The 12,100-nt window shown below is 78.6% G+C and carries 9 protein-coding genes; 4 read left to right on the top strand and 5 right to left on the bottom strand.

All coding sequences use genetic code 11. From position 1 onward, the window contains the following. Positions 1–22: 22 nt before the first annotated feature. Complete coding sequence (locus tag ACI796_RS00265; RefSeq protein ID WP_456939241.1) at positions 23–691, bottom strand: SRPBCC family protein; 669 nt, start codon at positions 689–691, stop codon at positions 23–25. 187 nt (positions 692–878) lie between these two features. On the opposite strand from ACI796_RS00265, the gene ACI796_RS00260 reads away from it, so the two are divergent. Continuing rightward, positions 879–1,859, top strand: a complete 981-nt coding sequence (locus ACI796_RS00260; RefSeq protein WP_456939240.1) for a universal stress protein — start codon at positions 879–881, stop codon at positions 1,857–1,859. Positions 1,860–2,071: 212 nt separating this feature from the next. After that, a complete protein-coding gene (locus ACI796_RS00255) occupies positions 2,072–2,371 on the top strand; it encodes a hypothetical protein (protein ID WP_456939239.1) in 300 nt (99 codons plus the stop codon). A gap of 244 nt (positions 2,372–2,615) precedes the next feature. Here ACI796_RS00255 and ACI796_RS00250 read toward each other — a convergent pair whose 3' ends face one another. Beyond that, positions 2,616–3,515 carry a hypothetical protein gene (locus tag ACI796_RS00250; protein ID WP_456939238.1) on the bottom strand — a complete coding sequence of 300 codons (900 nt, stop codon included), beginning with the start codon at positions 3,513–3,515 and terminating at the stop codon, positions 2,616–2,618. A 162-nt stretch (positions 3,516–3,677) separates the two neighbouring features. Beyond that, complete coding sequence (locus ACI796_RS00245) at positions 3,678–6,080, bottom strand: phosphatase PAP2 family protein (protein ID WP_456939237.1); 2,403 nt, start codon at positions 6,078–6,080, stop codon at positions 3,678–3,680. Between the two features lie 107 nt (positions 6,081–6,187). Here ACI796_RS00245 and ACI796_RS00240 point away from each other — a divergent pair, with 107 nt between their 5' ends. Further along, entirely contained in the window at positions 6,188–7,888 is a 1,701-nt protein-coding gene (locus ACI796_RS00240) for a phosphatase PAP2 family protein (protein ID WP_456939236.1), read from the top strand. Next, positions 7,885–10,299 carry an HAD-IC family P-type ATPase gene (locus ACI796_RS00235; protein ID WP_456939235.1) on the top strand — a complete coding sequence of 805 codons (2,415 nt, stop codon included), beginning with the start codon at positions 7,885–7,887 and terminating at the stop codon, positions 10,297–10,299. The genes ACI796_RS00240 and ACI796_RS00235 overlap by 4 nt, the downstream gene beginning before the upstream one ends. 95 nt (positions 10,300–10,394) lie before the next feature. On the opposite strand, the gene ACI796_RS00230 is transcribed toward ACI796_RS00235, so the two are convergent. Both ACI796_RS00230 and ACI796_RS00225 read right to left on the bottom strand, forming a co-directional pair. After that, a complete protein-coding gene (locus ACI796_RS00230) occupies positions 10,395–11,366 on the bottom strand; it encodes an Acg family FMN-binding oxidoreductase (RefSeq protein ID WP_456939234.1) in 972 nt (323 codons plus the stop codon). After that, a complete protein-coding gene (locus ACI796_RS00225) occupies positions 11,363–11,950 on the bottom strand; it encodes a flavodoxin domain-containing protein (protein ID WP_456939233.1) in 588 nt (195 codons plus the stop codon). The genes ACI796_RS00230 and ACI796_RS00225 overlap by 4 nt, the downstream gene beginning before the upstream one ends. Positions 11,951–12,100: the final 150 nt, after the last annotated feature.

The following is a 12,100-nucleotide window of genomic DNA, read 5'->3' as shown; positions in this document are numbered from 1 at the left end:
CGGGTCCGGTGCCCGGTGCGGCTCAGGCGTGCCGGTCGTGCGCGGCCTCGGCCCGGTCGCGGATGCCGCGCAGCATCCGCCGCATCATCGGGAAGTCGCCCAGCTCCATGAGCAGGACGCCGACGAGGCCCGCGGCGCTCCGCCAGTCGTGGCGCGTCCGCAACCGGGTCACCAGGCGCGTGCGCCCGCCCTCCAGCGGGACCAGCCGCCAGGCCCAGGTGCTCGTCGGCGTCCGCCAGAGCATCTCCCGGGGCGCGTCGAACGACTCGACGACGAACGCCGTCGTCTCGGTCGGGCGCGGTGACATCGGCAGCCACAGGCCCCGGTGCAGGTCCTGCAGCTCCGGCACGATCTCCCGCGCGCTCGGGTGGCCGAGGTGGTCGAGCAGGTCGTCGGCGTACCAGCCGCCGCGCAGGCAGCCGACCTGCACGAGCCACGGCCACACCTCCTCCGGAGGGGCGGAGACGGTGATCGCCCGCGTGCAGCGGTACTGCGCCCGGGGCTCCAGGTGGTCCCCGGGCATCGGCGCGGCCACCTCCGCCGCGCCGGCGCCCCAGTGCCGGTGCCACGGGCGCAGCAGGGGAGCGGCGACGAACAGGGGCAGGTCGGCGACGACGTCACGCACCTCCCGGACCAGGTCGGCGGCGGTCGGCCGGGCGGGACGCGGGCGGGGTGGCAGCAGTGCGGTCACGCGGCCAGCGTCGACCGCACCCGCCGCTGGGGGCAGGGCCCGTCGTCGGCGTGCGGCAGTGCCGGTGGGCCCGGCCGGGACGAAGGTCCCCGGACGCGGGGACGTCGGCCCGCGGACTCCCGCACGCGGACGGCGCAGGGTCGGAACCGGCCCGGCGGGTGACCGGGCAGGGAGCGGAGGCGGACCGGTGACGACACAGCAGGGGACCAGCGACGCGACGAGGCCCGGCCGCGTGGTCGTCGGCGTGGACGGGTCGCCGGGGGCGCGCACCGCGCTCGGCTGGGGCCTGGCCGTGGCCGCCCGCACCGGGGCGCGGCTCGAGGTGGCCAGCGCCTACCCGGTCGACTTCTACTGGACCGACCCGTTCCTGGCCGACACCGGACGGCTGGACGCGGTCCGCGCCGACGTCGAGGAGCGGGCCCGCGCGCTCGTGGAGGAGGTCCGCCGCGACCCGGCCGTGGCCGCCGTCCCCGGCTCCGCCGAGGTGCGCGCCGACGTCGTGGTGGCCGCCGGGGCGCCCGCCGAGCACCTGGTCGCCCTGGCGGAGGGTGCGGACGTCCTCGTGGTCGGCAGCCGCGGCCGGGGCGGCGTCCGCAGCACCCTGCTGGGCTCGGTGGCCCTGCACTGTGCGGCCCACGCGCCGTGCCCGGTCGTCGTCGTGCACCCGGGGGCGGTCGAGCCCCCGCCGCGCGTCGTCGTCGGCGTGGACGACTCGGCGACGTCCCGTGCCGCCCTCGCCCGCGCCGCACGCGAGGCCGAGCGCCTCGGCGCTCGGCTCGAGGTGGTCGCCGCCTACCAGCCGGCCTCGTATTGGAGCGACCTGTACGCGATCACCGCCCCGCCGGCCTCCGAGACGGAGGAGCACGCGCGCACCAGGGTGACGGCGTTCGTCGCCGACGTGCTCGGGTCGGTGGCCGGGATCGACCTGCGGGTGGTCCAGGGACCTCCGGGGGACGCCTTGGTCCGGCACGCGGACGGCGCCGCACTGCTCGTCGTCGGGAGCCGCAGCCGCAGCCGGGTCGCCGGGCTGGTCCTCGGCTCGGTGGCCCTGCACTGCGCGGTGCACGCGCCCTGCCCGGTCATGGTCGTGCACCCCGAGCCGGTCCCGCAGCAGGCGACCGCCGGGGAGCCCGTCGTCACCACCGCGGTGCCGGAGCCGTCGGTCTGACCGTCACCGCCCGTGCCCTTGGTCCCGCCGTCCCCGGGGCCTTGCGCCCCTCCGCCTCCCCGGCCCGGGGGTGCAGGGTCCGGGGGCAGGTCCGTCCGACGGAGGGAGCAGCCATGCAGACGCGAGAGGTGACGCGGGTGCGCCGCGGAGGCGTGGTCGGTGGGCACGCGGCCCGCGGACGCCGGGCCGGCGGGCGGGCGGCCCGTAGGCGCGTGATCGGCCCCCTGGCGGTGCGGGCCTTGGCGGTACGCGCGCTGGCGGTCGGCGCGGTGGCCCTCGGCTCGGCGGCGGTCGGTGGCCTCGCGGTCGGCTCGCTCACCGTGGGACGCCTGGCCGCGGGACGGGTGGCCGTGGCACGCACGGACCTGCGCACCGTGCGCGTGGCGCGGCTCGAGATCGACGAGTTCGTGGTCGGCCGCACCTCGGGACTGCCGACGACGGCGGACGCGGCCGAGGCGAGCCCGGTCGAGGCGGCCGCGGCCGGGAACGGCGGCGGACGGCTCGGGACCTGACCCCGGTCGCAGCCAGGGTGCGCGGGCACGACCGTTCCGGGCGTCGGCTCACCGCAGTGCGGGTGAGCCGACGCCCGAGGCCGTGACGCCGGTCAGAACGGTGGTGGGTCGTCGGCCGGGTCGGACGGTGGTGGTCCGGGACCAACCGGTGGGTCAGGCTCGGCCGGTGGTGGTCGCATGCCCGGTGGCCGGGTCGTCCGCGTGATCCCGGACGGTGTCGTCACCGGCAGCACCCCGTCCGAGGTCATCTCGAAGCGCCAGCCCTTCGCGAAGGTCTTGAGGCGGTGGTGGCTGCGGCACAGGCAGCACAGGTTGGCGCAGTCGGTGGTGCCGCCGTGGGTGTGCGGGACGACGTGGTCGGCGTCGGCCCACCCGACGCGCTGGCCGCAGGTGGGCAAGCGGCAGGTGCGGCGTCGGTGTCGCGGTGGTCGGGGCAGTCGAGCCGGGCCAGCCGGCGGAGCCGGTCCAGCGTGGTGGTGGCGCGCAGGGCGCCGTCGTCGTCGACCAGCGCGAGCGTCACCGAGCCACCCTCCGGCACCCGCAGCCCCAGGGCGTCGAGCTGGGTGAGCAGTTCGCGCAGGTGGGCGGCGGTGATCGGCAACCCGTTGACCTGGCCGGCCTCGGTGCTGCGGCCGGCCAGCGCGCTGAGGGTGGCGATGACCTGCAGGTGCGCGGTCACCGCCGGCCGGCCGCTCTCCCACGGGCGCTGCAGCAGGTCGGCGTACACCAGGGTGCGCAGCTGCCCGATCGGGCGGGGATCGCCGTCGGCCTTCAGCGTCCGGGCCAGGGCGTCGACGACGGCGTGGCAGGCGGCGGCGACGTCGGCGGGCAGGTCGGCGGCGAGGGTGGCCGTGCCGTCGAACGGGCAGTCGTGGAGCCGCACGTCGGCGTGCCGTTCGGCCTGCTGGCGGCGGCCGTCGATGGCGTCGGCGTCGGCCTCCTGCAGCAGCGCCAGCGCCCGGTCCTTGAGCTTGCGCACCGTCAGGCCGGGCGGGTTACGCATCTGGACCCGCTGCAGTTCGGCGGCCTTCTGCTCCCGCGACAGCAGGGCGACCGGCAGCCGCGGGATCGACACCGGCCGCTCGAGCAGCCAGCCGGCGAGCGCGCGCTCCACCGGCGACACGTACTCCGCGACCTCCTGCACACCCCGCACGCCACGGCCGGGGTGCGACAGTTCCCGCAGGTCAGCGGCGTGAGGAGAGAGATCCGGCGCGGGGAAGCGGTGCCGGCGCCAGGGCAGCCGCCCGGCGCGCGGGCCGGTGGCCCGGACGGCACGCCGGCGGGCACGGTCGAGGGATCGCGCCGGTCAGACCGACGCGGGGACGGTGGCCGGGTGGGAGCGCCGGTCCAGTGCGACGCCCACGGCGGCGGGGATCCAGACGGTCAGCGCCCGGGTGACCAGGACGGCGGCGCAGGCGGCCGCCGCGGACACACCCATGGTGCCGAGCAGCAGGAGCAGCAGCACCTCGGGCGCGCCGGGCAGGGCGGAGACGGGCAGCGCGATCCACACCAGGCGCAGGACGGCGTAGCCGCCGGCGACGGCGAGCCAGGGGACCCCGCCGCCGGCCGCCTCCACCGCGGCCGACAGGACCGCGGCCTCGATCGCGACGGCGAGGGCCACCCACCCCAGGAGGGCCGCCTGCTCCCGGCGCGGGACCGGGCGGCGTGGGTCGGCGGGCGGGACCGGCTCGTCGGCGCCGCGGCGGGCCGCCAGCTGCCCGACACCCGCCAGCACCCAGGCGGCCAGGCCGGCGGCGGCCGCCGGCAGGACCGCGGACGGGGACCGCCAGTCCGGGATCGAGCCGTCGACGGCGGCGAGGGCGACGATCGCCACCGCTGCCGCGGCCGCCCCGGCCAGGCCGGCGACCGCGGCCCGGACCGTCGCCGCGTGCGCGGTCGCCGGTAGCAGCCCGGCCCGCTCCAGCAACCGCGCACGGGCCCGGCGCTCGCCCTCGCGACCGTGGACGAGTCCCACGTTGCGGGCGACCAGCGTGACGACGAGCGCGCGGCCGACCGACACCTGGCGGTCGGCGGCGTGCCGCACGGCGGTCGCCCGGGCCAGGGCCGCCGCCGCGGCCAGCAGCGCCGCGCCGCCCAGCCACCGCCACCCCTGCGGACCGACGCTGTCGACCGTGGCGCCGATCCCGGCGACGACCACCGGCCCGGCGAACGCGACCGCGCAGCCGAGGGTGACGAGCACCCGCGCCACCGGCCCCGCGGGCGGGAACACCGGGCGGTCCGGGTCGGGCAGGTCCAGCCGGGCGTGGACGGCCGCCCGCAGCGCCGCGAGGCGGGAGGGCTCGGCGCGCAGCCGCTGCCGTGTCTCCGACGACAGCGCCAGCGGCGTCAGCGACGGCAGTGCCGCCGCGACGGCCGCCTCGCCGAGGACGTCGACCGCCGCGGCCACCAGCGCGACCGGGTCGCAGGTGGTCGCGGGCGCGGCGGTCAGCGAGGCCAGCAGCTCGGCGACGTCGGCGGCCTCCTCGTCGTCGGTGGCGCCGGTGCGCGCGTTGCCGAAGTCGACCAGCCACGGCCGGCCCGCCGGGTCGACCAGCACGCTCGCGGCCACCAGGTCGCGGTGCGCCACGTTCGCGGCGTGCATCCGGGCGACCTCGCTCCACACCTCGCGCAGCAGGCCGGGGGTCCGCTCCGCCGGGTCCAGCTCGTCCAGCGGCCGGCCCTCGACGAACTCCTGCACGACGACGGCGTCCCCGGACCCGCCGCGGGCCAGCAGTACCGACGGCACCCGCACACCCCGCCGCTCGACGGTCAGCGCGGCCACCGCCTCGTGCTCGGCCTGGTGCCCCAGCGGGGCCAGCGCGTCGGCGTCCTTCACGTCGCCGACCGCGAACACCCGCCACATCCGGTGCAGCCGGTCGCGCTCGTGCCGGTCGGGCTCCAGGTACTTCACGTACAGCCGCCGGCCGTCGGCGTCGACCGCCGTGAACGGCTGCGAGCTACGCGCCCGGACGGCGGCCGGCGCCACCCCGGTCACCGGGAGCCCGAAGCGCCGCAGCACGGCCTCGACCCGGCCGGGCAGCACCTCCCGCGGCGTCACCCCGAACACCCAGTGCACCAGGGAGCCGATCGCCCAGCCCAGGGCCACGCCCCCGACGACGTCGAGGGGCAGGTGGGCGCCCACGTAGACGCGGGCGAGCGCGACCGACCACGCCAGCGCCCACGCGACGCGGCGTCCCCGCCGGGTCAGGTACGGGGCGGCGGCGGTGGCGAGGGCCGCGGCGACCGCGGAGTGGCCGGAGACGAAGCCGGCCCCGCCCACCGTGCCCTCGTGCAGGACCGCGCCGACCGGCAGGCCCGCGGGCCGTTCCCGGCCGACCAGCGACTTCACCAGGTCTGCGGCCAGGTAGGCGGCGAAGCCGGAGACGAGCAGGTCCCGCGCCGCGCGGAAGCGACGGAACAGCGCGGCGACGAGGGCGAGCGCCGGGACGGCGAGGACGTTGCCCAGCTGCATGACCACCCAGACCGCCGGCATGATGCCGGCCGGCAGGTCGTTGAACAGCCGGAACAGGTCCCGCTCGAGGGCGGACAGCTGCCCCCGCTGGGCGATCAGCACGCCGGTGCCCAGGACGACCAGCCCGAGGGCCACGCGGACCAGGTCGGTCGTCAGGCGCTGCGGACGCGCCCGCCCGCGTGCGGCCGGACGGGCCCCGCGGCCCAGCTGCCCTGCGGGGGCGGTGCCGGTGGTCACGGCCCCAGTCCAGCGCCCACCCCCGCCTCCGGGCAGGGTCCTCCGGCCCTGCCGGTCGTGCCGCCCGGCCCGGGCGGGGCAGGGACGGGGGAGGCGAGCCTGGGCCGGTGACCGAGGCCGCACGGGGGGCGTCCGTGCTCGAGGAGCACCGGCAGGCGGGCCTGCGCGCCGCCCCGACCGGCCGGCCGCGGCGCCCGTCCTGGCCGGCCGGCCCCGGCCGCCGGCGTCCCTCGGGCCGGGAGCGGCTGCCGCGGCAGGTGCCGGCGGCGGTCTGGGCGTGGACGGGGGTCCTCGTCGTCTCCGTCGTGCTCCTGGTCCTCGCCGACCGGCCCGGCGGCCTGCTGGGCCTGGACCGGGCCGTCGCCGGGGTGACGGGCCCACCGGAGCGCCACCGCGGGGCCGCGGACCTCGCGCGGATCGGCGCGGTGCTCGGCTACCGCTGCCTGTGGGTGCCGACGGTCGCGGTGCTGGTGTGGACGGCGCGGTGGCGGCACCTGCTCGTGTACGCGGGCACGATCTCGGTCGTCGCCGCCGTCGCCCAGCTCGCCGTCGGCGAGGGCGTGCTCGTGCGGGCCGTCCGCGACGAGGTCATCGGGACGCCCGCCGCCGTCGAACTCTCCGCCTGGCCGGTCCTGGTCCTCGCCACCGTGTCGGTGGCGACCCTGTACGTGCTGGCGCCGTCGGGCCCCGCCCGGCGGTGGGGCTGGCTGGCGGTCGCCGTCCTGCTCCTCACCGCCGTCGTGCCCCGTGTCGCCCTCGGCCTCGACGGCCCCTCCGTCGCCGTCCCGGCCGCGGTCCTCGGCGCCTCCGCCGCGGCCCTGGTCTGCACGGTGCTGGCGCCCGAGGACGCGTTCCCGGTCACCTGGCGCCGCCACGTGGCCGCCCACCTCGCGCTCGACGACGCCCGCGTCGGCCGGGTCCGCGCCGCGGTGCTCGAGCAGCTCGGCGTCGGCGTGACCGCCGTGGAGCCGTTCCGGCTCGACGGGTCGGCCGGGTCCACCCCGTGCCGGCTGGTCCGGGCGTCCGGGCCGCCCCTGTTCGGGAAGCTCTACTCGGCGACCCACCTGCGGTCGGACCGCTGGTACAAGGTGCTGCGCGTGCTCCGGTACGGCCGGCTGGAGGACGAGGCGCCGTTCGCCTCGGTGCGCCGGCTGGTCGAGCACGAGGACTACCTGCTGCGGCTGCTCCGCGACGGCGGGGTCCGGGTGCCCGCGCCGACGGGCGTGGTCGAGGTGCTGCCCGGCCGCGAGTACCTGCTGGTGACCGAGCTCGTGCCGCGCACCGTCGAGATCCTCCGCTCCCGGGTGGACGACGCCGTCGTGGACGACGCGCTGGGCCAGGTCCGGCTGCTGTGGTCGGCCGGGGCGGCGCACCGCGACCTCAAGCCCTCCAACGTGCTCGTCCAGGACGAGGCGCGGGTGGTGCTGGTCGACGTCTCCTTCGGCGAGCTGCGGCCCAGCCGCTGGCGGCAGGCCGCCGACCTCGCGAACGTGCTGCTCACCTGTGCGCTGGTCACCGGCGCCGATCGCGTCCTCGACCGGGCCAGGCGGCAGTTCACCGACGACGAGCTGGCCGAGGCGGTGGCCGCGACCTCGTCGCTCACCCTGCCCACGCAGCTGCGGCGGCTGCTGGCCGCCGACGGCCGGGACCTGGTGGGGCGCCTGCGCGACCTGCTGCCGCCGCACCCGCGGATCCGGGTGCAGCGCTGGAGCGCCCGGCGCGTGCTGCTGGCCCTGGCGACCGGCGGCGGGGCGGTGCTCACCCTGGTGCTGGCCGCGCTCAACCTGCGCGCCGGGGGGCTGCTGTGACCGCCGCCCCGTCCGCCCGCACGGAGGCCCCCCACCCCACGGCGGCGGCCGGGCTGACCTCCGCCCAGGTGGCCGAGCGGGTGGCGGCCGGCCGGGTCAACGCGGTGACGACGCGGACCAGCCGCACCGTGGGCCAGATCGTCCGGGCCAACGTGTTCACGTTCTTCAACGGCCTGCTCGCCACCCTGTGGGTGCTCACGCTGATGACCGGGCGCTGGCAGAACGCCCTGTTCGGCGGGGTCGTGGTGGTCAACTCGGGGATCGGGATCGTCCAGGAGCTGCGCGCCAAGCGGACCCTCGACCGGTTGGCGGTGCTGCAGACGCCGCGTGCCCGTCCGGTCCGCGACGGGGCCGAGCGCGAGGTCCCCGTGGCCGAGGTGGTCCTCGACGACCTGCTCGTGCTGCGGGCCGGCGACCAGGTGCCGGTCGACGCCGTCGTGCGGTCGGCCCGCGGGCTGGCCGTCGACGAGTCGCTGCTCACCGGAGAGGCCGACGCCGTCCCCAAGGAGGCCGGCGACCCGGTGCTGTCCGGCTCGATCGTGGTGGCCGGCAGCGGCCGCGCGCAGGCCACCGCCGTCGGCGACGACGCCTACGCCGCGGAGCTGGCCGCCCAGGCGAGGGTGTTCACCCGGACGCGCTCGGAGCTGGTCGAGGGGACCACCCGGCTGCTGCGCTGGATCGCCGTCGGCCTGCTCGTCGTCGGCCCGGCGGTGCTGTGGAGCCAGTTCCGGACCGACGAGAACGCCGGCTGGCGCGACGCCGTCACCGGCACCGTCGGCGCGCTGGTCGGCATGATCCCGGAGGGTCTGGTCCTGCTCACCACCCTGGCGTTCCTCCTCGGCGCCGCGGGCCTGGCCCGGCGGCGCACCCTGGTGCGGGAGCTGCCCGCCGTCGAGGGCCTGGCCCGGGTCGACGTCGTGTGCCTGGACAAGACGGGCACGCTCACCCACGGCGACGTCGGCTTCGACCGGCTGGAGCAGCTGTCCTCCGGCCCGCCCCCGGGGCCGGCACTGGCGCTGCTGGGCGCCGCGGACGCCGGCAACGCCACCGCCCGGGCGCTGGCCGCGGCGTTCCCGGACCCGGGCAGCGAGCGGGCGGCCGACGCCGTCCCGTTCGACTCGGCGCGCAAGTGGTCGGCGGTGCGCACCGCGGCCGGCACCACCTGGGTGCTCGGGGCGCCCGAGCTGGTCCTGCCCGTCCCCGCGGGGCCGGCGCAGACCGCGGCGCGGGACCGCGCCGACGTGCTGGCCGCCGGGGGACGGCGGGTGCTGCTGCTGGCCTGCACGCCGGCGCCGTGGAGCGTCCGCGCCGGGGTGCCGGGGCTGCCCGCCGGGCTGGTCCCGGTGACGCTGGTGCTGCTCGCCGAGCGGCTGCGCGAGGACGCTCCCGACGTGCTGCGCTACTTCGCCGAGCAGGGCGTGGCGCTGAAGGTGCTCTCCGGCGACAACCCCCGGACCGTCGGCGTCGTCGCCGCCGCGGTCGGCCTCCCCGGGGTGTCCGGCGCGGGGGACGCCGTGGACGCACGCACCCTGCCCGAGGACCCCGACGCGCTCGCCGACGTCCTGGAGTCGGTGTCCGTCGTCGGCCGGGTGACCCCGCAGCAGAAGCGGGCCGTGGTGCGGGCGCTGCAGCGGCGCGGCCACGTGGTGGCCATGACCGGCGACGGCGTCAACGACGCCCTGGCGCTCAAGGACGCCGACGTCGGCGTGGCGATGGGCAACGGCTCCCCGGCCACCCGCGCGGTCGCCCAGCTGGTGCTGCTCGACGGCCGCTTCGCCGCCCTGCCGCACGCCGTCGCCGAGGGCCGCCGGGTCATCGCGAACATCGAGCGGGCGGCCAACCTGTTCCTCGTCAAGAACGTCTACAGCCTGGTGCTGTCGCTGGTCACCGTCGTGACGCTGGTGGCCTACCCCCTGGCGCCGGTGCAGCTGACGCTGGTCTCGGCGGTGACGATCGGCGCGCCCGGCCTCGTGCTCGCGCTCGCGCCGAACCGGCGCCGCTACCGGCCGGGGTTCCTGCGCCGCGTGCTCACCTTCTCCGTGCCCGTGGGCGTCGTCACGGGCGGGGTGACCTACGCCGGCTACGCGCTCACCCGGCAGCTGCAGCCCGGCGGCGGGGTGGCCGCGGCCCGGACGACGGCGCTGCTCACGGTGCTCGTCGTCGCGCTGTGGACGGTGGTGGTGCTGGCCCGGCCGCTCACCCCGGGACGGGTGGTCCTGGTGGCGTCGCTGGCCGCGGTGGTCGTGCTCGTGCTGTCCGTGCCGGTGCTCCGCGAGGACGTCCTGCTCCTCGACCTCACCCCGACGACGCTGCTGCTCGGCACGGGACTCGGCGCGGCCGGGGCCCTGCTGGTGGAGGTCGTGTCCCGGGTGCCGGGGGCCCGGCTCCCGCGGGCGGGGGACCGGCGGTGAGCACGGCACGGGTGGCGACCGGTCCCGCGCACCTCCGCGCACCTGCACGGGCGGATCAGCGGAGGTGCACGGCGGTGTGCTCGGCGGTCTCCTGATCAGGGCCAGGGGGCGTCGAGCAGGTCGATGGCGTCGTCGACCGGGCGGTGCCGGGCTGCCGGGACCGGGTCGGCGCTGACCGGTGCCCAGCCCAGCCGCACGACCGCCTGCGGCATGCCCGGCGCGTCGGGCGAGCCGCCCGCGCACAGCGCGGTCAGCCGGGCCCGGGTGTACGGGACCTCGAGCGGCTGGCTGACCGGGTCGGTGGCCAGCCCGACCGCGGTCGCGGTGAGGAGCACCGCGCTGAGTGCCTCGCCGGCCCGCAGCTCGTCGGCCGGGCCGTCGCCGGGGGTGGTGAGGACCGCGAGGACGCCGCCGTCGGACCCGTTCCCGCCGAGCTGGTCCTCGCCGAGCGCACCGCCGGCGAGGTCCCGCACCCCGACGCCGTCCACCGCACCACGGGACCGCCCGCTCCAGGCGGCGGCCTCCCGCGCCGGCCCGGGCGTGAGCGCCTGCTCGACGGCCGCCTCCTCGACCAGCCGCACCACCTCCCGCCGGGCGCGGGGGCCGAGGACGGTGAGCCGCGCCGCCTCCCCGGCCGCGGCGCGCGCCACGTCGGCGAGCAGCTCCGCCGGGACGGGCCAGCGCGAGTACACGCGCGGGTCGCTGCGGCGGTGCTCGATCGCCTGCGCCAGGGCGAGGTCTTCCGGGGCCGGCTCGGCGGGGGACACGTCGACGGTGGCGAGGTGTGCGACGTGCGCGGGGTCGGGGAGCCGGTGGACGCACGGGGTCAGGCCGGCGGCGCGCAGGGCGACGCGGAGGTGGTGGAGCGCGGCGCCGCAGCCGATCAGCAGGTCGCGGCTCTCGGGGTCGGTCGCCGGCAGCCAGCGGGACGGGTCGGCGAACAGGTGGACCGACGTGCGCCCGATCCGCCAGCGCCAGGGCCGGGTGTCGTGCAGCGACGGCGCGCGGTCGGCCAGCGCGACGGCCCCGCGGGCGGTGGCGCGGTCGAGCACGGTCGGCGGGGTCACGGCTCCTCCGGGGTGGAGGCGGCGGGGACGGACGGGGGGTGGGGTGCCGGTGGGCGCCGCGGTGTCGCGGTCAGCTCGGCGGCCACCTGCCGGGCCCAGCCGTCGATCGCCGGCCAGTCGCGGTGGTCACCGGGGTGCTGGCCGACGGCGCGGTAGAACAGCCGGCCCCACAGCGGGACGCCGCGGGTCCGCACGACACCGGCGAACAGGCGGTGCGACCGCGGCCGCAGTCCGCGGGGGAGGTCCTGCTCGAGCCGCGCCGCCTCCTGCCGCGCGAGCCACCGGGTCACGCGGCCGCGAGGGCTGATGCCCGCCACGCTGAACAGCCAGACCGGCGGTGCGTCGTCGGCGGCGGCGAGCCGGGCGAGCAGGTCGCGGGCACCGGCCAGCCAGCGCATCGAGTGCACGGCGCTGCCCAGGACCACCGCGTCGTAGCCGGCCGGGTCGGCCTCGGGACCGGCCGGCCGCAGGTCCACGGCGTGGCCGGCCTCGGTCAGGCGCCCGGCCACCCGCTCGGCCACGCCGCGCGTGGAGCCGTCGGCGGTGGCGTATCCGACGAGGACCCGGAGGGAGGTGTCGTCCACGTCCCGACGCTCGCGCCCCCGGCCGGGCGGCGGTGAGGGCCGGACGTCCCCGCTCGGTGGGCCGGAGGTCGCCGCCGGTCGGAGGGCCCCGAGGGCGGGACCTCCGACCCTGAGCACCGGGTGGTGTCGAGGCCCTAGCCTCGGAGGCCG

The sequence above is a fragment of the Geodermatophilus sp. SYSU D00525 genome (genome assembly GCF_054050475.1).
This window is presented reverse-complemented; position numbering and strand designations above follow the sequence as displayed.